Raw genomic sequence first — 21,938 nt, 5'->3', positions numbered from 1 at the left:
ACCCATTTGAATTCCAGCTCACACCGGGGGTTTGCCATGGATCCTGTCACTCTGCGGAGCTTCGAGAAACTCAGCCCCTTCGAGATCAAGGACGAGCTCATCCGCCTCGCCAAGCTGACGGCGCAGACCTCCTCGATCGCGCTGCTCAACGCCGGCCGTGGCAATCCGAACTGGGTGGCGACGACGCCGCGGGAGGGCTTCTTCCTGCTCGGTCAGTTCGCGATCACCGAGAGCCGCCGCGTGATGAACAAGCCCGCCGGCATCGGCGGCATGCCCAAGGCCGACGGCATCGCCGGGCGGCTGGAGGAGTGGCTGGCCACGCACAAGGACTCACCCGGCGCCACCTTCCTCAGCGAGATGGTCGCCTTCGCGGTCAAGAAATTCGATTTCAAGCCCGATGCCTTCGTCCATGAGCTGGTCGATTCGATCATCGGCGACAACTATCCGGTGCCGGACCGCATGCTGGTCCACAACGAGCGCATCGTGCACGAATATCTGATGTGGGCGATGTGCGGCGAGCCGCGTCCTTCGGGGCAGTTCGACCTCTATGCCGTCGAGGGCGGCACCGCGGCGATGTGCTACATCTTCAAATCGCTGAAGGCCAACCGCCTCCTGAACCCCGGCGATACGATTGCGCTCGCGACCCCGATCTTCACGCCCTATCTCGAGATGCCGCATCTCGAGGATTACGGCCTCAACGTCATCAGCGTCGCGGCTCCGCAGGAGAACCGCTTCCAGTTCACCGACGCGGAGCTGAAGAAGCTCGAGGACCCGAAGGTGAAGGCCTTCTTCGTGGTCAATCCCGGCAACCCCTACGCGGTCGCCTTGAGCGAGGAAACCATCGGCAAGATCGTCACGCTGGTCCAGACGAAGCGCCCCGACCTCCTGCTGCTGACCGACGACGTCTACGGGACCTTCGTGAAGGGCTTTCGTGGCCTGCTCGGGGCACTGCCCAAGAACACGATCGGCGTCTATTCCTACTCGAAGTATTTCGGCTGCACCGGCTGGCGTCTCGGCGTCATCGCGATCCATCGGGAGAACATCTTCGACAAGGCGATCGCGAACCACCCGGACAAGATCCTGGCGACGCTCGACACGCGCTACGGCCCGCTGACGCTGAAGCCGCGCGAAATGAAGCTGATCGATCGCATCGTCGCCGACAGCCGCGACATCGCGCTCAACCACACCGCCGGCCTGTCGCTGCCCCAGCAGGTGATGATGTCGCTGTTCTCGCTCTCCGAGATGATGGACGAGGCCAAGCTCTACCAGAAGACCTGCATGGAGATCGTCCATAACAGGGCGCAGAGGATGATCGAAGGGCTCGGCATCGAGGTGCCGGAGAACGTCCTGCACGATCGCTATTACGGCCTGGTCGATTTCGAGTTCTGGGCCAACAAATATGTCGGCCCCGAGGTGGTCGCCTACATGAAGGAGCACATCCACCCGCTCGACATCGTCTTCCGTCTGGCCGAGGACCACGGCATCGTGCTGCTGAACGGCGGCGGCTTCCATGCGCCGGACTGGTCCGTGCGCGTCTCCTTCGCCAATCTCGACGACGAGGTCTATAGCCAGATCGGCCGTGCGACCCGCGCCGTGGCGCGCGGCTACCGCCAGGCCTTCGAGGCTTACAAGCTCGCCCTGTCGCAGGCCGGAACGAAGACGCCTGCACCGGCGGCGGGGGAATAGGCGGCTTGCCGAGGCGGATCGATGGCAAGGCCATCTGGGACATCTGACGGATCGGGGCTCGGCCCGGTCCGTGGCCCTCGTGCCTCGTGAAGGCAGCCCATGAGCTACGTCGCGAACGCGCTGCGCGAAAATCCCGAACTCGCGATCTTCCTTACCGTCGCCATCGGCTTCCTGATCGGCCGGGTGAAGCTCGGCAGCTTCAGCCTCGGAATCGTCGTCGGGTGCCTGCTGGCCGGCGTGCTGATCGGGCAGCTCGACATCAAGGTCTCGCCGCTGGTCAAGACGGTCTTCTTCGACCTGTTCCTCTTCACCACCGGCTACAAGGTCGGGCCGCAGTTCTTCCGTGCCCTGAAGCGGGATGCCTTTCCGCAGATGGCGCTGACCGTCGTGCTCTGCGTCGCCTGCCTGCTCACGGCGCTCGGCTTCGCCAAGCTTCTGCACTACGATATCGGCACGGCCGCCGGCCTGCTCGCCGGCGCTTTCTCGGAATCGACGGTGATCGGTACGGCCGGCGAGGCGATCCAGCGGCTCGACCTTCCACAGGCCGAACGGACGGCGCTGATCAACAATATTCCGGTGGCCTATGCCGTGACCTACCTTGTCGGCACGGCCTCGCTCGTCTGGTTCCTGCCGAAGATCGGGCCGAAGCTGATGCGCATCGACCTGAAGGCGGAGGGCGCCAAGGCCCGGTCCCAATCGGCTGGTGCGGCTGGCGAAGTCGAAGGCATCGTTTCGGCGGCACGGCTCTTCGACGTCCGGGCCTATCGCGTCGCCAATGCCCGGTTCTTCGGCCGGACGATCGCCGAGATCGAGGCACTGCCAAGGACGGTACGCGCCTATGTCCTGCGCGTCCGCAGCGGCGGAGCGCTGTGCGAGCCGGCGCCCGGGCTCGTGATCCGCGAGGGCGACATCGTCGCGGTGATGGCCCGGCAGGAGATCCATGCCGATCGGGGAGATGCCATCGGTCCCGAAGTCAGCGACCCGGGCCTTCTCGACATCCCGATCGAGTCGCTCGACGTGGTCCTGACCAACCGCCGGCTCGACGGGCGTTCGCTGGCGGATCTGGCCCAAGGGGAGTTCGCCCGCGGCGTCTTTCTGTCGAGGCTCATGCGTTCAGGCATTGCCATGCCGATCGCGGCCGAAAGCCTGGTCAATCGCGGCGACGTCCTGTCGCTTGTCGGGCCCTTGTCGCAGGTCGAGCGGGCCGCGACGGAGATCGGCTATCCTGACCGGCGTTCCTCGGCGACGGATATGGTCTTCGTCGGCCTCGGCATCTTCCTCGGCGGGCTGGTCGGTCTGCTGAGCGTCGTCGTCGGCGGCGTGCCGCTCACGCTGACCGCCAGCGGCGGCGCGCTGATCATGGGCCTCGTATTCGGTTGGCTGCGATCGGCTTATCCGTTCTTCGGCCGCATCCCCGAGCCGGCGATCTGGATCTTCGACACGGTCGGCCTGTGCATGTTCATCGGTATCGTCGGTCTCAGCGCAGGGCCGAGCTTCGTATCGGGCCTCAAGACAACGGGTCTCAGCCTCGTCGCGGTCGGCCTGGTATCGGCGCTGCTGCCGCACACGCTCGGCATCCTGTTCGGTCGCTACGTCTTGAAGATGAACCCGCTTATCGTGCTGGGCGCCTGCGCTGGAGCGGGCACGATCACCGCCGCGCTGAGAGCCGTCCAGGACGAGGCCCAGAGCAGCATCCCGGCACTTGGCTATACGGTGCCCTATGCCATCGGCAACATCCTGCTGACCGCCTGGGGGCCGATCCTGGTGGCGTTGATGTCAATTTGAGGTCCGGAAGACGCCCGATACCGCGCTGGCAGCGCGGCGGGCGGATCAGCATCGAGGCCCCGCCCAAGGGTCGCCTTGACACCAAGGCTGCCCAACAAGACCTCGGCAATACGCTGTGCGCCATTACCGGACGTTGGCTGACCGCCCGGAACCGGGCAGTCTCATCGAAAGAAACGATGTCGGCTTTCGGGCCGATACGGCGACGCTAGCCAGCGTCAGCAACCCGTTGCGGACATCTGGAACCTCTATTTTCCGGCGACAGACGCCTCAGCGATTGCTGCCTCCGGCCGGATCCCGGATATTGTCGGGAAAGAAGTGGCCGAACCGTAACCGTAGTCGTAGCCGCCGTAAGACGGCGCGTAGACCGGAGCATCCGCATAGACCGGCGCGTAGCCATAGTCATAGCCCGGCGCGGCATAGTAGCCATCATTGTAATAGTACGGATCGGCATAGGCCCGGCGACTGGCTGCGACAGCAGCTGCGCCGAGCACTCCCACACCGATGCCGGCCGCGACCGCCGCCCCCCGGCTGTAGCCGCCACCGTGCCAGCCACGGCGGTAGTACTGGCTGTATTCGGCTGGGGCCTTGTCGAGGCGGATGGCATCGACGCCGACCTTGCGCTGTTCTGCGAAGGCCGGCGTTGCGAGCGCGGCCGACCCGATGGAGGTGGCCGTCAGAACCGCCATAGCGGATGTCTTTAGCGAGGCCATCATCTGAAGTCCTCCTGGCACCGCGGACCATCGGGCCCGCCGGGTGAATGCCGAAGGGCGATCGCGCTGGCGCAAAGGCGAATAGAGAAACGCGCATGTCCGGCGCTCATCGCCGCGAGGCGTGGCTGACCATCGATGAGATGGTTAGCCTCCGTAAACCATCATCTCAACGGATTGTTCCGCCGCCGCTCGCGCGTTGCACCGTACCCGTCCGGCATTTCTCTGGCCCACGAGTGTCCGACTTCATCTGCATCACCATCGGGTCGAACGGGGAGTTCGACCGTCCGACAAGCGCTCTGGCAGAGTTTCTTGCGACGTCGTCGTCAATCAAGGTCCGCTGCTACGCAGCCCGTAAACGGCGACTTTCCACCCGATCGCGACATCTCGCCAAACTAGCACCAAGGCCGGCGACGTCCGGTTCATGGACGGGCTAGGCCTTCGCTCACCAGAGCACCGACGGATTGGCTGCTTGGTTCTTCGCATCTGAGGATAGGGGCTGACGCTTCGCCAGCGGCGCCCTGCGGCATCGACGATAGGTGGCGCTTCCGGCTCATGGTCCCCTCGCCGAGCAGCAACCACCCAATCGGCGCGGGTGCCTTTGATCTGAGCATTCGCTAAGAGGATGACCACGCTGACATGGCAGCACGTCGCATCAAGCTTGGAGGTTGCGGATGAAGCTTGATTTTCTGACGCTGTACATCGTCATTCTGCTGAACTCGATGACCGTCGCGATCATCTGGGCCGCGATCGCCTACCGCTATCGGACGTTCACCACCGCCCGCATCTGGCTTCTTGGCTGCGTTCTCACCACGATCGGAGGCGGCGTCGTGCCGCCGTTATAGCTGTTGTCGCCGGTCAGCGTCAGCGTTCCCGTGCCGGTCTTGGTGAGAGCGCCAGCCCCCGCGATGGGACTGCTGAGGAGGCCGCTGTTGCCTTGCGTGTCGACGGTGCCGCCTGCCGCAGTGACGGCGATGCTGCGCGCAGAGCTCAGATCCGCATCGAGCCGCAGCGTGCCGCCATTGAAGATGAGGCCGCCGGAAGACGCCCCCAAGGCGTCGTCGGAGGCGATCGACAAAGCGCCCTGGCTCAGGGTCCAGGGCGTCAACGCCGAGGTGACGCCGGTCAGGGTCCAGGTGCTGGCGCCGCTTTTCTCATAGACGCCGAAGCCCTGATACTGGGCCGCTGCGCCGATGGCGGAGACGCCGAAGCTGGCGTCGGCGGCGCTGTAGGCCAGGACGTTGCTGGTGATCGTCGAGCCGACGTGAATCTCCAGTAAGTTGACCCCGCCCGTGAACTGCACAGCCGCGGCCCGGACTAAAACCGGCGCACCGGCGCCGGAGGCGGTGCCGCCCATCGCGCCGGTGATCGTGCCGGCATTGACCAGGGTGATGCCAGCGCCCTTGACGCCGGCGCCGCCGAGGCCGGCGCGCGGCTCCATGGCCGGGTTGTAGCGCGCGGCCCCACCCGCGCCGCCGATGATTGAGCCGCCGGCCGCGTTGATGACGGTTCCGCCGGCCGTCAAAAGGACGCCAGCTCCGCCATCACCGCCATCGCCTGTCAGGCCGCCGCTGCCGCCTGCTCCGCCGTGGATGATGCCGCTGTTGTTCAATGTGCCGCCGGAGACCAGCAGGACTCCCATGCCACCGCCACCGCCTGCCATGGTACTGGTCGTATTTCCCAGCTCCACCGGTGATCTGCCCACCCGCCATGACCATGACATTGGCGGAAGAGAACAACCCGACGCCGCCGCCGCCGCTGCCGGCATTGATCTGCGTCCAGCCCGCGCCACCGGTCAGCCTGCCAGTTGCAGTGACGGAGACATCGGCCGTAGCGGTGACGCCAACGCCGCCACCACCACCGCCGCCCGTCGTATTGACATTGTTGACCGCTGTTTGGCCGGCGCCACCCGTTCCGCCGGTGATCGCGGCGCTGAAGGTCTGCAATGTGGTCACGACCGCACCTGCGGCGCCGGTTGCTCCGGCAGTGCCATGGACCTGGCCGATCCCGGTGCTAAGACCCCCAGCCCCCCTTGCTCCGCCATGAGCGCCGAAGCCCGTGGTGAGATCGACCGCGCCGCCGCCGCCGGACCCTGTGTTTGCGTTGGCCCTGTAGAGGCCGTCCTTGCCAACCGCCTCCGCAGCCGCTCCATCGACGCCGCCGGCCGCTCCCGGGGTAGAGCCAGCGATGGTGCCGCCCGCCCCGCCTCGGCCGCCATCAGCTCAGGCGTCAGACGGTGCTGCAACGCCTAGCGCGATAAGCGCAATGACGGAGCCACTGCCGAGCAGGTGCCCGAAGAGCGGCGTCATCCTGCCACGATGGCGCTTCCCCAATCCGAAGGCGAGGCGATCAGACATCTTGGCAGGCATAGGCCATTCCCCATCGGGGAGCCGAAGCTCCCCAAATTCGCATTGCGGTGATGTGCGGGGTTGTTTTGCTCGGACGCATCCTGAGCGCGCCCGTCCCCCTGCCGTGTCGCCGCGACTCAGAGCTAGCATCGCGCCCCGCGACGCCGGTATGACGTTCTGGCAGTGGGGCAATGCGCCGGCGAGGCGATGGCCTCAATCAGGCCGAGCGCCCTGTTCAAAGTCGGCAACGGGCCGACTTCGGCTGAGCTCTCGATCACGATGGCACCGTCTTCTAGATCGAGGCAGTCGAAGCCCTGGCCCGCTTAAGCAAGCCGGAGATCTTCAATGCCGACCAAGGCTCGCACCTGTCGAGATTCCACAGCTAGCGAGTAGGATGGCCGCCTTGGCGCGGTGTTTCAGCCCACACCCTGTAGCGCTCGGACGGGGTCACCACGCCATTGGCCATCAACTCCGCCCAGACACCGCAGGCGTCGAGGAAATGATTGACCCCGACCGGCCACATGATCAGGCTCAAGGCCTCGACAAGCGCATCCTCGGACCCATTCAGGCGATAGAGCGCCTTGATATGGGCTGTCAGGCCCCACTTTCGCCCAAGAGTCGCCTGCAGGGCGGCAAGCGCCAGATGGCATGTCGCGCGCGGTAGAACCGCCTCCTCCATCAGCGCATCGATCGCACCCAGATAGGCGGCGTCTCCCTCGAGCGCGGGAAAGTGCTCGCCCCAGTTGCCGCCCATAAAGGCATAGGCCTCGGCGCCCAGCGCCATCGCGCTCAGCTTCGTGATCAGCGCGGCCTGGGCTTGCGTTCCGCCGGTTGCGAAGAAAAGCTCGACATGGTGGGTGCCGATCGCCTCCTTGGCCGCGATCAAGATGGCGAGCCAGACGACCTCGCGCTCGAAGGGCGTCAGGTGCCGCTCCGTCAGCGTCAGCGCCCGATACATCCCGAAATAGGCGTCCAGCAGGTCGGGAGCCCCTGTCGCCAGCGCGCCATGGTGCGGCAGCAGGAACCCGCGTGTCTTGCGCAGCGCCTCGATGCGCATGCGCAGCTCATCGCCCTCGTCGCGCGGTGAATTCATGCGGCACCAAGCTCGCGGAGCGCGTCGGCGATGGTGACGACCGGGCAGACGGGCTTCAGCGCGGCGATGGCCGTCTCGTGGACCTGCGGGCTGAAGGCGGCGCAGCCATCGGCCAGCACCGAGACCGCGAGGTCGCGGACATGGGCGTCCCGCACCGTCGAGGCGACGCCGCCATTGGTGACGATGCCGCCGACATAGAGTTTCTCGATGCCGCATTTGCGCAGGCACCATTCGAGCCGCGTCATGTAGAATGCCGAATAGGCGATCTTCTCGATCGTCAGATCGGCAGGCTGCAGCACGTCGACGAGCTGGTGCCCCCAGGCTCCCGGCAGGAAATCGCCCTTGGCGAGAAAGGGCCGCAGTTCCCTGAGATGCGGCGAGATCAAGGGCTCGCCGCCCTTCGCCGGCACGAGCGTGAACTGGGTCGAGATCACGAAGCCGCCCTTGGCGCGCAGCCCCTGCGCGAGCGGTGCGAGCCTTTCCGGCAGCGCCGCGATTTCGGCCGCTCCCTGCCCGGCGCGGCCATAGGCGCCGTTCGGGTGGACGAAATCGTTCTGCAGATCGACGATCAGCAGCGCGGTCCTCTCGGGACAAAGGGGCGTTTTCACGGCAGGAACTCCACGATGACGTTGCCGAAGGCGTCGACGCGCGCCCGCAAGCCCGGATCGACGACTGTCGTGGCGTCGGGCTGCTCGAGGATGGCGGGGCCGTCGATCTCGGCACCGACCGGCAGCTCGAGCCGCGCATAGATCGCGGTCTCATGCCAGGTACCGTCGAACCAGACCTGCCGGCTGCCGCGGCTCGCAGCCGCGATGGAGGCGGAAGGCTCGGGCGCCAGCACGCCGAGATCGAAAGGCAGCCGGCGGCCGATCGCGGCCGTGCGCAGCGAGACGATCCTCACCCCGATGCCGGGCAAAAGCCGGCTGAAGGCCTTCTGATAGGCGCTCTCGAAGGCGTCACGGACGATCTCGCGCGTCAGGCCGGTGGTCCCGGCATCCAGGGTCACCGGCAAGGGGACGCCGATCGTGTGCGTCTGCCCGAGATAATGCATGTCGAATTCGTAGACGACATCGATTTGGGAGACCGAGAGCCCGGCCTCCTCGACGACGGCGCGCGCATCGCGGCCGGCGGCGACCATGCGCTCGTCGAGAGCGCCCGGATCGAAGGTGTCGAGGTCGAGATTGACCGTGAGCACCTGGTCGTGCCGCACATCGGCGATCACGCAACCGAGCGCGCTGGTCACGCCGGGGAAGCGCGGAACCAACGCCGATTTCAAGCCGACATCCTTGATCAGCGCGCCGACATGCAAGGCGCCGCCGCCGCCGAACGGCACCGCCGTGAAGATCTGCGGGTCGTGCCCACGCTCGATCGACACCAGCCGGATCGCGCCGGCCATGCGGGCATTGGCGATGCGCACGATCGCCTCGGCCGCTTCCATCGGATCGATGCCGAGCGGCTTGCCGACATGGGTCTCGATCGCGGCTTTCGCGCTCTCAACGTCGAGCCGCTGCAGCTTGCCGCCGATCGGGCGCTCCGCATTGATCCGCCCCAACACCACATTCGCGTCGGTGAGGGTCGGACGGTCGTTACCCTGGCCATAGCAGACCGGGCCCGGCACCGAGCCGGCGCTTTCCGGCCCGACCTGCAGCATGCCCCCGCTGTCGACCGAGGCGATCGAGCCGCCGCCGGCTCCGATCGTGCTGATCTCGATCATCGGCGTGCGAATGACGAGGCCGAAATCGATCGTCGTCTGGGCGGCGAGTGCCGGCACGCCGTCAGCGACGAGGGAGACGTCGAAGGAAGTGCCGCCGAGATCGCCGGTGATGATGTTGTCGTAGCCTGCGGCCTTGCAGATCGCCGTCGCGGCGATGACGCCGGCCGCAGGACCCGAGAGTGCCGTGCGCACCGGCAGGTGCCGGGCGGTCGCGGTCGACATCACACCACCATTGGATTGCACGATGTGGAAGCTGCCCGAGAAACGCTCCTCCTTCAGGGCAGCGTCGAGCTTGCCGAGATAGGAGCCCACCACCGGCTGCAGATAGGCATTCAGCGCGGTCGTCGAACTGCGCTCGAATTCGCGGATCTCGGGCAGGATCTGGGTGGAGGCGCCGACATGGTCGTTGGGCCAGACCGCGCGGGCCGCTTCCAGCGCAGCCCGCTCGTTGGCGTCGTTGGCATAGGCGTTGATGAAGACGATGGCGAGCGCCCGCGCACCGCGCCGCAGCAGTTCCTCGGCCGCTTCGCGAACCCTATCTGGGGCGACGGGCTGGCGCACCGTGCCGTCGGCGAGGACGCGTTCCTCGACCTCCAGGCGCATGTCGCGCGGCACCACCGGCTCGAAATCGCCCCACAGGCCCCAGGTCGCCCGCCTGTCGCGGCGCCGCATCTCAAGAACGTCGCGGAAGCCCTGGGTGGTGATCAGCCCGATGCGAGCGCCCTTGCGCTCCAGCAGCGCGTTGGTCCCGACCGTCGTACCGTGAACGACAGCTCCGAGGGAAGCCAGGTCGCAGACGCTGCGAAGCCCGTCGAGGAAGCCGACCGCCTCGTTGCCGCGGTTCGACGGGACCTTGCCGGTTTTGAAGCTGCGGCTGGCTTCGTCGTAGAAGAACAGATCCGTGAACGTGCCGCCGACATCGACGCCGACCATGGATGAAGACTGGCGGCTCACGCTGTTTTCTCCTGGCGAAGCCTTACGGTCGCGGCTTCGTCGACGCTTCCGTCGGTTGCGATGACGACGCCGTAGCTGTCACGCGCGGCTGCGATGCTGACGAAGCCGAGGGCGACGTCGCGGGCGACGCGCACCGCCGGGCGCTCGAGGGGGGAGCCATAGCCGCCGCCCCCGGGCGTCCGCAGCGTGACGCGCTGGCCAGGCCCGATACGCACATCAGTGACCTTGGAGACAAGCGGCGGGCTGGCCTCGCCATCCTGCGTCTGCCAGGCGAAGCTGTTCAGCCCCGCCTCGCCGCCCCCCAGCACGCCGAAAGGCGCATACTTGCCCCGTTCACCGAGCAGGAAGACATCGGTCGTGCCCTCGGCCAGCGTCTCGATCTCGTAGATCGCGCCCACGCCCCCACGGTGCCGGCCGGGTCCCGCGCTGTCGGGCCGCAGCGCCCATTGCGTGAACATCACCGGATAGGAGGCCTCCAGAATCTCGACGGGCGGGATCGTCGCCGTCGAGATCGGGTTGTTGGCGTGGTTCAGCCCGTCGGATTCCGGATTGCCGCCCAGACCTCCGCCGAAGAAGGAGAACATCACGAAGCGCCCGCCCTGCGGACGCGCGCCGGCGAGCGACAACGCGTTGATGGTGCCGAATGGCGCGGCCATGGCTTGCTCAGGCGCGACCTTGCCCAGTGCCCCGAACAGCACGCCGATCACCCGCAGGATAGTTTCGGTGTAACCGCCAACCGGCTTCGGCGCCTTGACGCCGAGCAGGGTGGTCTCGGGAATGACGAAGCGGATCGGCGCCAGGCAGCCGGCATTGGCCGGCACCTCGGTGAAGACGTGCTTCAGCGCCACGTAGCAGCAGGCGACGGCGGTCGAATAGGCGATGTTGAGCGGCCCCTTGCAGGGGGGCGAGGAGCGCGAGAAATCCAGCGTCATCTCGCTGCCGGCGATCGTCAGGTCGAGCGCGATGGTCAGCGGCGCGTCATCGATGCCGTCATTGTCGAGATAATCCTCGAAGGACCAGGTGCCATCCGGAAGAGCGCCGATGTTCTCGCGCATCATCGCCTCGGCCCCTGCCGAGAAAGCGGTGAAGGCGGCCTCGACGGTATCCTCGCCATATTCGTCGAGCAGGGCGCCGAGGCGCCGGCTGCCCAGAGCGAGTGCGTTGAGCTGACCGTTCATGTCGCCCCAGTTGGACTGGGGCACGCGGCTGTTGGCCGCGAGGATCGAGACGATGTCGTTATCGAGGACACCGGCCCGCACGACCTTCACCGGCGGAATGCGGACGCCTTCCTGGAAGCTCTCGGTGGCTCGCGCGTTGAAGTTGCCGGGCACGTTTCCGCCGATGTCGAGCCAGTGCCCGACCGAGGCCAGCCAGCAGAACAGCTCGCCACCGCGGAAGACCGGCTGCACCAGACGGAAGTCGTTGAGATGGGTGCCGCCGTCATAGGGGTCGTTGAACAGGAAGATGTCGCCTTCCTGCAGGCCGCCTTCCGCGGCGACCTTGTCGATCACCGCCTTGACGGCGAAGGCCATCGCGCCGACGAAGATAGGCAAGCCCTTGGTCCCCTGCACCAGCGTCGCGCCGGTCCTGGCATGGTAGAGGCCGTGGCAGGCGTCGCGGGCTTCCGCGATGATCGGATTGAAGGCGGAGCGATAGAGCGTCGCGTCCATCTCGTCGGCGACCTGCTCGAGCCGCCCCTTCAGGACGGCCAGCGTGACCGGATCGATCGTCCTCATTCGGCCGCGCGCTCCCGGATCGTCTCAGCCTCGTAGCGACGTCCGGTCTCCAGCATTGCCGGGGTGCCGATGACGGCGTTGAGCGCATCGAAATCGAACATGCGATCACGCATCGCAGCGGTGGTGCCGTCACGCTGCAGCGTCGCATAGAAATCCTCGGCCGCGCGGCTGATCGCGCGGACGATGCCGCCGGGGAAGATCACCAGCGAATAGCCGATCGCCTCGAGATCCTGCGCGTCGGCCAGCGGTGTGCGGCCACCCTCGACCATGTTCGCCATCAGCGGAACGCGGTGTCCGAGGCACGCGACGATACCTTCCATCTGCTCACGTGACTGCGGAGCCTCGACGAAGAGCAGATCCGCACCGGCCTCGACATACTGGCCTGCCCGGTCGAGCGCGCATTGGTAGCCGTCGACGGCCAGGGCATCGGTGCGGGCGACGACGAGCGTCCGCCGGTCCTGACGGGCATCGACCGCTGCCTTGATCTTGCCGACCATCTCGGCAGCCGGGATCACACCCTTTTCGGCGAGATGGCCACAACGCTTCGGGAAGGTCTGGTCCTCGAGCTGGATGGCGTTGGCGCCCGCGGATTCGAACAGGCGCACCGTGCGCTGAACGTTAAGCGCGTTGCCATAGCCGGTGTCGGCATCGACGACGAGCGGCAGCTCCACCCGGTCGCGGATCAGGCGGATGGTGTCGGCGACCTCGATCATCGAGACCAGGCCGATATCGGGGCGGCCGAGCCGGGTATAGGCGATGGCCGCGCCTGAGACATAGGCCGCCTCGAAACCCGCCCGCGCCGCCAGGGACGCGGTCAGAGCGTCGTAGACGCCGGGCGTCAGAAGGATGCGGGATCGGCTCAGACGTTCGCGCAGATCGATGCCGCCCGTCACGACACGTCCCCTTTCAGGAGAGTTCCGGCGCCCGGGAGGCGCCCGGAGCTGTTGCGATGTTCGATCATGACATTCCGTATCCCTGATCCGGGCAAGCCGCGGCAGGTTTCCAATGGGGCGGGCGGCAGCCTCGCCGGGTGTCAGGCGCGCCAGCGCAGCAGATGACCTTCGGTGATTTTCAGCAGCCCGTTGATCACGGCGCCGACGAAGGCCAGCACGATAATACCGGCGAAGACCGAGTTGGTGTCGAACAGCCCCGTCGCCTGCGCGATGATGAAGCCGATACCGCGATTGGCCGACATGAACTCGCCGATCACCGTGCCGACCAGCGCATAGGGCACCGAGACCTTGAGACCCGTGATCACCCACGCCATCGCCGAGGGGATGATGACGGTCCGCATCACGCCCCATTGCGAGGCGCCCATGATCTGGGTGGCATGGATAAAGATCGGATTGACCTCGCGCACGCCTGAGAAGGTGTTCAGGAACACGACGAAGAAGACGATCGAGGCCGAGACCGCGATCTTCGACTCGATGCCGATGCCGAACCAGATGATGAAGAGCGGCGCCAGGGCGAGCTTCGGAATGCTGTAGAGCGCCGTGATGTAGGGGTCGAGCACCTCGGCCAGGAACGCGAACTTGCCGAACAGCAGCCCCAGCGAGAAGCCGATCGCCGACCCGATCGCGAAGCCGATCGCGGTCGCATAGAGCGTGATCGACAGATGGTTGAACAGATCGCCGTTCAGCAGCCACGTGTACAGCTTGCCGAAAACCGCCGCGGGCGAGGAGATGAAGAACGGGTCGATCAGCCGGCCGGACGCCCACTGCCAGAACGACAGGAAGGCGACGCCGAAGGCGAATTGGCAGACATAGACCAGCAGCTTGCGCCGGGCGAGCCCGGCCTCGAAGTCCTTCACCGCGCGGGAAACGGGGGCGCTGGTGCCCATCGCCGCGCCTTCATCGATTCGCATTGTCATGGCTCAGAGCTCCTCGCCCTTGGCGATCTCGGGCGAAAGCTCGCGCCAGAGATTGTCATAGGCCGCCTCGAAGGCGGGCAGGAACCGCACCTTGAAGACGTCGCGCGGATAGGGGATGTCGATGGGCTCGACATATTTGATCTTGCCCGGGCGCCCCGAGAACACGATCACGCGGGAGGCCAGCGCGATCGCTTCGGCGAGATCATGCGTCACGAAGACGATCGTCTTCTTCTGCTCCTGCCAGATGCGCAGCAACTGCTGCTGCATGACGAGCTTGAGCTGGGCGTCGAGCGCGCCGAAGGGCTCGTCCATCAGCAGGGTGTCGGGTCCGTAGGCCAGCATCTGGGCCAGTGCGACGCGCTTGCGCATGCCGCCCGAGAGCTCCTTCGGGAAAGCCTTGCCGAAGCCCTTCAGGTCGACCAGCTCGAGCATTTCGGCCACGCGCTTCTGGCGTTCGGCGGCGCCGACGCCGCGATATTCGAGCGGCAGTCCGACGTTCTGCTCGACGGTGCGCCAGGGCAGCACGCTGTCGGCCTGGGTGAGATAGCCGACATGGCGGTTGATCGCGGTGACGGGGCGGTCGTCATGGACGATCGACCCCGACGACATCGGAATGATGCCGGCGATCATGTTGAGCAGCGTCGACTTTCCGCAGCCGGACGGGCCGACGAAGGCGACGAACTCGCCCTCCTCGATCCGCAGGCTGACGTGATCGAGCGCCACGACTTCGCGCCCGCGCCCGATATAGCGCTTGTCGACGCCCTCGATGCTGATCGCCGCACTCGTCATCACAGGCTCTTCATGGCCGCGGCGGCGATCGAGGGATCGGACACGTTGCCGAAGCTCAGGGTGTCGGGCAGAGCGGCCGCGCCCATCTGCTTGTTCACCGTGTTGATGAACTCGATGTTCTTGGCGAGCAGCTCGCTCTTCGGGGTCGGATCCGCGAAGTAGATCGCGCCGTTGTTGGCGAAGGCGAGATCGAAGGTGGCGGGCTCCAGGCCCTCGAACCAGTCCTTGGCCCAGGCCTTGAACTTTTCCGGCTCGTTCTTGATCGAGCGCAGCGCCAGCGCGATGCCGCGGCAATAGCGCTCCAGCGCGTCGCGCTTGGTGGCGATGGTCGATTCCGCGGTGGAGGCGACGATGTACTGGACCTCCGCCATTTGCGGCGGCGGGTTGAGCGCCATCTGGAACAGATAGCCGCAACCCTGCCTCTGCACCGCAAGATCGGCCGTCGGCGAAGACAGGCAGAAGCCCTCGATCACGTTCTGCTGCAGCGCCGCCAGGACGGCAGGCCCGCCGCCCTGGATCGGTACGAGCTGGAAGTCGCGGTTGGCGTCCAGCCCGCCCAGTGAGGCGAGGAAGCGAAACAGCGCGTCGGGCGCAGCCCCAGGCCCGGTCGTGCCGAGCTTGAGTCCCTTGAGCGCCTCGATCTTCTTCGCGAGTGGCGCCTTCTCGTCGACGCCGCGCTTGGTGAGGATGTCGTTCTTCAGCAGGATGTGGCTGGCATAGCGGTTGACCGTCGCCACGAAGGTGCGGATCTGCAGATTCTGGCCACGGGCGCGCAGCGCCTCGCCGGGATCGCCGAGCACGATGTCGACGCCGCCGCCCTGCAGGGCCGCGATGTTGGTGCCCCGGTTCGAGGCGTTGGATGCGACCTTGACGCGGGCCTCGGTGAAGAAGCCTGCGGAGTTGGCGTAATCTTCGGCGGCCCAGAGCCAGGACTTCGAGGTTGAGCGCAGCGTCGTAAGCTCCGGCACGGAAGCCTGAGCATGGACGGTTTTGGATAGGAAGGATGCGGCGGCGACCCCGCCGACGATGCCGATGGCCTTGCGGCGCGTGATCTTTGCGTTGTCCATGTGGTCGTTCCCCTCCTTGTGACGCTGTTATCTGCCAATCAGCCGGCTCGCGGCCTTTATGATCAGGGCGTGGTCATCTTGATGCGCCAGGCCCGAGACCGAGACGGCGCCGACGATCTGGCCATGCGCCAGCAAGGGCACGCCTCCGCCCATGTCGATGACCTGCGACGGGTCCGCCCAGGCGACGTCGGCAAGGGTGCGCGAGGTCGAGCGCAGATGATGGAACCACCAGAGCGAGCTGTGCCCGCAATTGAACACCGTGTTGATCTTGAGATCGAGGAAATGCTCGTTGTCGACGCCGGTGCCGTCCTGCGCGAGCAGAACGACGGTGCGCCGGCCGAGCACGATCTTGACCGCGATCGGCGCCGGCGCCTCCGCGAGCAGCGAAAGGGCGAGATCGCGCAGGGTCGCACCGTCCAGCGGCAGCGCAGCGATCACACCTTCATCCGCCAGCACCTGCGCCTTGGCTGCCGCGTGATCCATCGTCATCCGATCCATCTCAGGCCGCCAGCACGATGCCGCCGGTGACGTTCAGGATCGTCCCGGTCATGTAGGAAGAATCCGGCCCGCACAGGAAACGGACCGGGCCGGCCACGTCTTCCGCCGTGCCGATCCGGCGCACCGGAATGGCGGCGAGATCGGGCTTGGAGAAGGACGCGGTCATCTCGGTGGCGATGACGCCCGGCGCCACCGCGTTGCAGAGGATGCCGTGCTGCCCGCCATTGCGGGCGATGTGACGGGTCATGGCGGCGACCGCCCCCTTGGAGGCGGAGTATTCCGTGCCGACGATCACGCCGCCCTGATAATAGGCCATCGAGCTCACCAGAACGATGCGGCCGTAGCGGCGCGAGACCATGTGATCCCAAGCCGCTGCGATACAGTTCTGCGTGCCATTGACGTTCACGTCGATGACGCGGTCCCACTGCCCCCAGTCGCCGGCGACAGCCCCCGGCGGACAAATGCCGGCATTGCAGACGAGAATGTCGAGGCGCCCTTGCGCGGCGACGATGCCCTCGACCGCCGCAGCGCAGGCGGGGCGATCCGTCACGTCGAGCGCGAGCCCCTGGGCGCTTCCGCCGGCCTCGACGATCCGGGAGACCACCTCATCGCAAGGCAGCAGATCTGCCGCATAGACAGTCGCACCAGCCTCCGCCAGCGCGAGTCCAATCGCCGCGCCGATGCCGCGCGCGCCGCCGGTGACCAGCGCGACCTGACCGGACAGAGCATCTTGCGAGCGCTTCTGCATGGATCCCCTCCCTCCGCAGCGAGCCGAAGTCCGCGCGGATCGCTCCCTGCGCCGTCGGCCGAGCCGGTCTTCACAAGGTGTTATTCTTGTTATAAACAAATGACAAGTTGACTGTCAAACAGGGCGGAGCCGTGAAGTACAACTTCATCATCGTCGGTGCTGGGTCCGCAGGCTGCGTCCTGGCCCATCGGTTGTCCGCGGATCCCGGCAATCGGGTCCTGCTGCTGGAGGCTGGCGGATCCGACTGGAATCCGCTTCTGCGGGTGCCGCTGATGACAGGCGTGCTGCTCCGCAATCGCCATGCCAACTGGTTCTATCGGACGCAGCCCGAGCCCCATCTCGACGGCCGCACGCTGTTCTGGCCGCGCGGCAAGGTGCTGGGCGGCTCCTCCGCCATCAACGGCATGGTCTATACCAGGGGCACCCGGCTCGATTACGACAGCTGGGCCCAGATGGGATTGCCGGACTGGTCCTATGACGCCGTCCTGCCCGCCTTCAGGCGCACCGAATCCTATGAGCGCGGCGCCGACGCGTTCCGTGGGGGCGACGGGCCCCTGCCGATCTCGCGGCCGAATACGCCCAACCCGCTGTTCGACGCCTTCGTCGCCGCGGGCCAGCAGGCCGGCTATCCCTTCAATGCCGACTTCAACGGCGCGAGCCAGGAAGGTTTCGGGCGCTACGATTTCACCACGAGGCGCGGTGAACGCTGGAGCGCGGCGAGGGCTTTTCTCGATCCGGCCAGGAAGAGACCAAACCTGACGATCCGGACAGGCGCGCGCCTGTTGCGCGTTCTCGTCGAGAGGGGGCGCGCCACCGGCGTGGAGGTGCTGATCGGGCGCGAGCAGCAGACCATTCGGGCGGCGCGAGAGGTCATCCTCTCTTGCGGCGCGGTCAATTCACCTGCGGCGCTCATGCATTCCGGCATTGGCGACGCCGATATATTGCGCCGGCTAGGAATTGCCGTGACGCATGATCTGAAGGGCGTCGGCAAGAACCTGCAGGACCACCTTCTGGCGCGCGTTGAGCATGCCTGCCTCGAACCGGTGACGCTCTACAGCACGCTGCGCGGCGACCGCGCCGCACTCGCCCTGCTGCGGGCAATGACCTTCAAGACCGGCCCGGCGGCGTCCTTCCCGCTCGAAGCGGGCGCCTTCTTCAAATCCGATCCGGCACTGGACGAGCCGGACCTGCAGTCGCATTTCCTTCCCGGCCTCTCGACCGCGGCGCTGCGGCTGCCCTTCGTGAAAGGCGCGAAGGGACGCCATGAGGGCCACGGCTTCTTCGCCAATGTCTATCAGCTGCGACCGAACAGCACCGGCGAGATCTCGATCGGCAGCAGCGATCCGCTGGCGGCGCCGCTGATCCGGCCGAACTATCTGTCCGATCCCGAGGATCTGCGCGTGCTGCGCGAAGGCGTGAAGGCCCTGCGCCGGGTCTTCGCGCAGCCGGCCTTCGACCGCTTCCGCGGCGTCGAGCTCGCGCCCGGTCCCGACGTCGTGAGCGACGCCGAGATCGAGCGCTGGCTGAGGGCGACGGCGGACACGGTGTTTCACCCGGTCGGCAGCTGCAGGATGGGCAACGATGCGATGGCCGTCGTGAACCAGCACCTCGAAGTGCACGGTGTCGGTAGCCTGCGCGTGGTGGATGCGTCGATCATGCCGCGCATGCCGAGTTCGAACACGCACGCGCCCACGATGATGATCGCCGAGCGCGCGGCCGATTTCATCCTGGAACGCGCCGCGTGACCCGGCCGGCGCATCATCCGCGCGCTTCAGCGGGCCTTGCGGCTGGCTTCGTCGTAGCCCCCCTGCCCCGACATCTCCGCCCATTCGCGGAAAGGCGCGGAAGCGGCAACCTTGCCCTCGACGATCAGCTCGCGCCACACGCGCGCGGCCTCGACGAAATGCGGCACGCTGCCCGGGAACATCGTCAGCGACACGGCTTCGGCGAGGTCGAGCTCCGGCACCTCGTCGCCATAAGCCGCGATGATCTGCATCGCGACGGCGTCCCAGCCCGCCTTGCAGACGAAGACCGCCGTGGCCGCCATATGGACGAGCCGCATCGGCACGTCCCGCGCTGCCTGCCGCAGGGAGGCGAGATAGATCTCGTTGGGCTGGCAGCCGGGCAGATGCCCGCGCCAGTTCCGCTCGACAAAGCGATAGGATTCGAAGCCGAGCGCCAGCGCCGTGACGGTCAGGATGACCTCGATCTCGGCATCGGATCCGCCGGCAGCCTTGAACTTCGCGATATGATGGGTCGCGATCGCCTCGTCGGTGGCGATGAGAATGGCGAGCCAGACGAATTCGCGATCATGGTGGCTGAGCACGCGATCCGCCAATGCGAGGGCGGAATAGGCCTTGTCGTAGGCGTCGAGCAGGGCCGGGGCGGTGATCGCCATCAGCCCGTGATGCGGCAGCAAATAGCCGCGCTTGGCGCGGATGCCGGACAAGAGTTCGTCGAGCGGCTGTGTGGTGGGCATCGGCGGTTCGTCTCCAGGATCCGAGACTTGGAAGGTATCGGCACATGACAAGTATAACAAGTCTGTCAGGTCGTCGCCTGCTGCTCACCGGTGCGGGATCGGGCATCGGTCTGGCGTTCCTGCGTCTCGCGCTGGCGGACGGCGCTGCATGCTGCGCGCTGGTCAGGGACGAGGCGGAGCGTGACGCGCTGCTCGGCGACGCCGGGCTCTCCGCCTTGCCGCAGGAGCGCGTGCTGACAGCGGATCTGACGCAGTTCGACCGGGCGAAACGTCTCGTCGCGGACGCAGGAGAACGCCTCGCTGGGCTGGACGGGTTCGTCTCCTGCGCCGGCATCTTCGATCATCGTGCGGGCCTCGAAACCGGACTTGCCGACTGGCAGCGGGTCCTCGACATCAACCTCACCGCGGGGTTCTCGCTGGCGCGGGAATGCGCGCTCGCCATGGCACCGGGCCACCCGAACGCGATCACCTTCGTCTCGAGCCAGATCGGCATCGTCGGGCACCCGCGCGCGGCGGCCTATGCGGCGTCCAAGGCCGCGCTCAACGGGCTGACGATGGCGCTCGCGCTGGAACTGGCCAGCCGCGGCATTCGGGTCAACGCCGTGGCGCCGGGGCCGATCGCGACGCCGATGACGGCCGTCGCGCGCGCCGATGCCGAACGCTCGGAAAGGCTGGTCGCCTCCATCCCGCTGGCGCGCTTCGGCGAGGCCGCCGAGGTGGCCGAGGCGCTGCGCTTCCTGACATCGGAGGGGGCGTCCTTCATCACCGGGCAGGTCTTGTGCGTCGATGGCGGGGTCACCGCCGCATGAGGCCCCCTACGACCTTGACCCACCATCGGCCCGCGCTCAAATCCTTCCGGGGTGGAACCCACGACCACGAAACAGGCGGTTCCCGGGCCCGAAAGGAGCTCAACGCATGACGACCGGCACGAGCACACGCAACGGCGCCACGCGGCAGGACATCACCGCGCCGCTGCATCACCAGGTCTATGTCGTGCTGCGCCAGCAGATCACGGACGGCCAGTTCGAGCCCGGCAAGGCGATGCCATCGGAGCATCGGCTCGAGGAACTCTTCAACGTCTCGCGCATCACCATTCGCCGCGCGCTGGACCGGCTCGCGGCAGAGGGGTTGATCGTGCGCCGGCACGGCAAGGGCACCTTCGCCCAGCCGATGATCACGCCACCGCCGATCCGAACCAATATCCGCGGCATGCTCGAGAACCTGCTGGCCATGGGGCTGCGCACCAAGGTCGACCTGATCGAGTTCGAATACGTCGCCGCGCCCAAAGAAGTTGCTGAGCGGCTCGAGATCGCGCCCGGCAGTATCGTGCAGCGGGTCGTGCGCGTCCGCAGCCACGAAGGCGTGCCGTTCTCCTTCCTGACGACCTATGTGCCCGAGGCGATCGGCCGAACCTATGAATCCGGCGACCTGCTGGAGCAGCCCCTGCTCGCGCTCTTCGAGAAGGCCGGAGTGACGGTCGCCCATGCCGACCAGACCATCACGGCGAAGCTTGCCGATACTCTCGTCGCCCCCCTGCTCAAGGTGGAGTTCGGCGCGGCCCTGCTCGGCATCAGGCGCCTGGTACGGGACGACAAGAACAGGCCGGTGGAGCTGCTGGACGCACTCTACCGGCCCGACATCTACGAATACCAGATGAAGATGACCCGCGCCGGCCGGAAGAAGGAATTCATCTGGTCGGAAGCGGCGGGCAGCCATCGCTGACGGCGATGAGCCGACTGCCTCACGGGAATTCGGAGCGGACATGAAGCCAGCCGGACCACGCACGCTGATCGACAAGATCTGGGACACCCATGCGATCACCGGCCATGACGAGGCCGAGACCCTGCTGTGGGTCGACAGGCATCTGCTGCATGAGGGTTCGTTCCACGCCTTCAACCAGATCGCCGCCCGCGAGGCGACGGTGGCCCATCCGGAGCTGACCTTCGGCATCGCCGATCATTATGTCCCGACGCGCGACCGGGAGTCGCCGGATCTCGACCCGCAGATCAGGGGCATGATCCGGCAGCTCGACGACAACACCCAGCGACATGGCATCCGGCAGTTCGGGCTCGGCGATGCGCGGCAGGGCATCGTCCACGTCGCCATTCCCGAGCAGGGCCTGACACTGCCCGGGCTGGTCATGGTCTGCGGCGACAGCCACACCTCGACGCATGGCGCCTTCGGTGCCTACGCTTTCGGGATCGGCGCCTCCGAGGTCGCCCATGTCCTGGCGACACAGACCATCTGGCAGAAGAAGCCGAGGCGCATGCGCATCCGTGTCGACGGCGAGCTCGGTCCCGGCGTAACGGCCAAGGACATCGCCCTGACGCTGATCAGCCGCATCGGCGCGGACGGCGCCCAGGGCCATGCCATCGAATATGCCGGAAGCGCGATCCGCGCCCTGTCGATGGAGGGGCGCATGACGCTGTGCAACATGTCGATCGAGGGCGGCGGCAGGCTCGGC

Annotated in this window: 19 protein-coding genes (1 of these 19 running past the window's edge); 6 read left to right on the top strand and 13 right to left on the bottom strand. The window is 66.6% G+C overall.

Features of this window, described 5'->3' with window-relative positions; genetic code table 11:
• Positions 1-36: 36 nt before the first annotated feature.
• Entirely contained in the window at positions 37-1,686 is a 1,650-nt protein-coding gene (locus B5Y19_RS03260; RefSeq protein WP_055730998.1) for a bifunctional aspartate transaminase/aspartate 4-decarboxylase, read from the top strand.
• Between the two features lie 99 nt (positions 1,687-1,785).
• On the top strand, positions 1,786-3,471 hold the full coding sequence (gene aspT, locus B5Y19_RS03255; protein ID WP_055730999.1) for an aspartate-alanine antiporter: 1,686 nt from the start codon (positions 1,786-1,788) through the stop codon (positions 3,469-3,471).
• 245 nt (positions 3,472-3,716) lie between these two features.
• Here aspT and B5Y19_RS03250 read toward each other — a convergent pair whose 3' ends face one another.
• The 12 genes from B5Y19_RS03250 to B5Y19_RS03195 form a co-directional block, all read right to left on the bottom strand.
• Positions 3,717-4,184, bottom strand: a complete 468-nt coding sequence (locus B5Y19_RS03250; protein WP_139384251.1) for a hypothetical protein — start codon at positions 4,182-4,184, stop codon at positions 3,717-3,719.
• Positions 4,185-4,938: 754 nt separating this feature from the next.
• Complete coding sequence (locus B5Y19_RS03245) at positions 4,939-5,946, bottom strand: autotransporter-associated beta strand repeat-containing protein (protein ID WP_139384250.1); 1,008 nt, start codon at positions 5,944-5,946, stop codon at positions 4,939-4,941.
• Positions 5,947-6,908: 962 nt separating this feature from the next.
• Positions 6,909-7,583: a hypothetical protein gene (locus B5Y19_RS03240; protein WP_139384249.1), complete on the bottom strand. Its 675-nt coding sequence runs from the start codon at positions 7,581-7,583 to the stop codon at positions 6,909-6,911.
• 32 nt (positions 7,584-7,615) lie between these two features.
• Positions 7,616-8,227, bottom strand: a complete 612-nt coding sequence (locus tag B5Y19_RS03235; protein WP_055731003.1) for a cysteine hydrolase family protein — start codon at positions 8,225-8,227, stop codon at positions 7,616-7,618.
• The gene (locus B5Y19_RS03230; protein ID WP_055731004.1) at positions 8,224-10,266 is read right to left on the bottom strand and encodes a hydantoinase/oxoprolinase family protein; all 2,043 of its coding nucleotides are present in this window, start codon (positions 10,264-10,266) and stop codon (positions 8,224-8,226) included. Before B5Y19_RS03230 ends, B5Y19_RS03235 begins: the two co-directional genes overlap by 4 nt.
• 17 nt (positions 10,267-10,283) lie before the next feature.
• Positions 10,284-12,023, bottom strand: a complete 1,740-nt coding sequence (locus B5Y19_RS03225; RefSeq protein WP_079591100.1) for a hydantoinase B/oxoprolinase family protein — start codon at positions 12,021-12,023, stop codon at positions 10,284-10,286.
• On the bottom strand, positions 12,020-12,904 hold the full coding sequence (locus B5Y19_RS03220) for an isocitrate lyase/PEP mutase family protein (protein ID WP_055731023.1): 885 nt from the start codon (positions 12,902-12,904) through the stop codon (positions 12,020-12,022). Before B5Y19_RS03220 ends, B5Y19_RS03225 begins: the two co-directional genes overlap by 4 nt.
• Before the next feature lie 152 nt (positions 12,905-13,056).
• A complete protein-coding gene (locus B5Y19_RS03215) occupies positions 13,057-13,893 on the bottom strand; it encodes an ABC transporter permease (RefSeq protein ID WP_079591099.1) in 837 nt (278 codons plus the stop codon).
• Positions 13,894-13,896: 3 nt separating this feature from the next.
• The gene (locus B5Y19_RS03210; protein WP_055731007.1) at positions 13,897-14,682 is read right to left on the bottom strand and encodes an ABC transporter ATP-binding protein; all 786 of its coding nucleotides are present in this window, start codon (positions 14,680-14,682) and stop codon (positions 13,897-13,899) included.
• Positions 14,682-15,749 (bottom strand): ABC transporter substrate-binding protein, encoded by a 1,068-nt coding sequence (locus B5Y19_RS03205; protein ID WP_055731008.1) that lies wholly within the window; start codon positions 15,747-15,749, stop codon positions 14,682-14,684. The genes B5Y19_RS03210 and B5Y19_RS03205 overlap by 1 nt, the downstream gene beginning before the upstream one ends.
• Positions 15,750-15,776: 27 nt before the next feature.
• Positions 15,777-16,238 (bottom strand): heme-binding protein, encoded by a 462-nt coding sequence (locus tag B5Y19_RS03200; protein WP_176168551.1) that lies wholly within the window; start codon positions 16,236-16,238, stop codon positions 15,777-15,779.
• Positions 16,239-16,248: 10 nt separating this feature from the next.
• Positions 16,249-16,995, bottom strand: coding sequence for an SDR family NAD(P)-dependent oxidoreductase (locus B5Y19_RS03195; protein ID WP_055731010.1), 747 nt, complete (start codon positions 16,993-16,995; stop codon positions 16,249-16,251).
• Positions 16,996-17,102: 107 nt separating this feature from the next.
• Here B5Y19_RS03195 and B5Y19_RS03190 point away from each other — a divergent pair, with 107 nt between their 5' ends.
• Positions 17,103-18,740 (top strand): GMC family oxidoreductase, encoded by a 1,638-nt coding sequence (locus B5Y19_RS03190; protein ID WP_244555466.1) that lies wholly within the window; start codon positions 17,103-17,105, stop codon positions 18,738-18,740.
• A gap of 26 nt (positions 18,741-18,766) precedes the next feature.
• On the opposite strand, the gene B5Y19_RS03185 is transcribed toward B5Y19_RS03190, so the two are convergent.
• Positions 18,767-19,474, bottom strand: coding sequence for a carboxymuconolactone decarboxylase family protein (locus tag B5Y19_RS03185; protein WP_055731012.1), 708 nt, complete (start codon positions 19,472-19,474; stop codon positions 18,767-18,769).
• 44 nt (positions 19,475-19,518) lie between these two features.
• Between B5Y19_RS03185 and B5Y19_RS03180 the strand changes: the two genes are divergently transcribed.
• From B5Y19_RS03180 to leuC, 3 genes are all read left to right on the top strand, one after another.
• Positions 19,519-20,283 carry an SDR family NAD(P)-dependent oxidoreductase gene (locus tag B5Y19_RS03180; RefSeq protein ID WP_055731013.1) on the top strand — a complete coding sequence of 255 codons (765 nt, stop codon included), beginning with the start codon at positions 19,519-19,521 and terminating at the stop codon, positions 20,281-20,283.
• A 106-nt stretch (positions 20,284-20,389) separates the two neighbouring features.
• Positions 20,390-21,196: a GntR family transcriptional regulator gene (locus B5Y19_RS03175; protein WP_055731014.1), complete on the top strand. Its 807-nt coding sequence runs from the start codon at positions 20,390-20,392 to the stop codon at positions 21,194-21,196.
• Between the two features lie 40 nt (positions 21,197-21,236).
• Positions 21,237-21,938, top strand: partial view of a 3-isopropylmalate dehydratase large subunit gene (leuC, locus tag B5Y19_RS03170; protein WP_055731015.1) — the start only. The gene runs 717 nt beyond the window's last position; the window shows 702 of its 1,419 coding nt (coding positions 1-702); it begins with the start codon at positions 21,237-21,239; its stop codon lies beyond the right edge, outside the window.

Source organism: Allobosea thiooxidans, from assembly GCF_900168195.1.
Classification (GTDB): Bacteria; Pseudomonadota; Alphaproteobacteria; order Rhizobiales; family Beijerinckiaceae; genus Allobosea; species Allobosea thiooxidans.
The sequence above is the reverse complement of the archived record's forward strand: the minus strand, read 5'-3'. Positions and strand labels throughout refer to the sequence as shown.

Coding starts and splice junctions, on each gene's coding strand:
- B5Y19_RS03260 (WP_055730998.1), top strand. CDS start 37: ATGGATCCTGTCACTCTGCGGAGCTTCGAGAAACTCAGCCCCTTCGAG.
- aspT (WP_055730999.1), top strand. CDS start 1,786: ATGAGCTACGTCGCGAACGCGCTGCGCGAAAATCCCGAACTCGCGATC.
- B5Y19_RS03250 (WP_139384251.1), bottom strand. CDS start 4,184: ATGATGGCCTCGCTAAAGACATCCGCTATGGCGGTTCTGACGGCCACC.
- B5Y19_RS03245 (WP_139384250.1), bottom strand. CDS start 5,946: ATGCCGGCAGCGGCGGCGGCGGCGTCGGGTTGTTCTCTTCCGCCAATG.
- B5Y19_RS03240 (WP_139384249.1), bottom strand. CDS start 7,583: ATGCGCATCGAGGCGCTGCGCAAGACACGCGGGTTCCTGCTGCCGCAC.
- B5Y19_RS03230 (WP_055731004.1), bottom strand. CDS start 10,266: ATGGTCGGCGTCGATGTCGGCGGCACGTTCACGGATCTGTTCTTCTAC.
- B5Y19_RS03225 (WP_079591100.1), bottom strand. CDS start 12,023: ATGAGGACGATCGATCCGGTCACGCTGGCCGTCCTGAAGGGGCGGCTC.
- B5Y19_RS03215 (WP_079591099.1), bottom strand. CDS start 13,893: ATGACAATGCGAATCGATGAAGGCGCGGCGATGGGCACCAGCGCCCCC.
- B5Y19_RS03210 (WP_055731007.1), bottom strand. CDS start 14,682: ATGACGAGTGCGGCGATCAGCATCGAGGGCGTCGACAAGCGCTATATC.
- B5Y19_RS03205 (WP_055731008.1), bottom strand. CDS start 15,749: ATGGACAACGCAAAGATCACGCGCCGCAAGGCCATCGGCATCGTCGGC.
- B5Y19_RS03200 (WP_176168551.1), bottom strand. CDS start 16,238: ATGACGATGGATCACGCGGCAGCCAAGGCGCAGGTGCTGGCGGATGAA.
- B5Y19_RS03195 (WP_055731010.1), bottom strand. CDS start 16,995: ATGCAGAAGCGCTCGCAAGATGCTCTGTCCGGTCAGGTCGCGCTGGTC.
- B5Y19_RS03185 (WP_055731012.1), bottom strand. CDS start 19,474: ATGCCCACCACACAGCCGCTCGACGAACTCTTGTCCGGCATCCGCGCC.
- B5Y19_RS03180 (WP_055731013.1), top strand. CDS start 19,519: ATGACAAGTATAACAAGTCTGTCAGGTCGTCGCCTGCTGCTCACCGGT.
- B5Y19_RS03175 (WP_055731014.1), top strand. CDS start 20,390: ATGACGACCGGCACGAGCACACGCAACGGCGCCACGCGGCAGGACATC.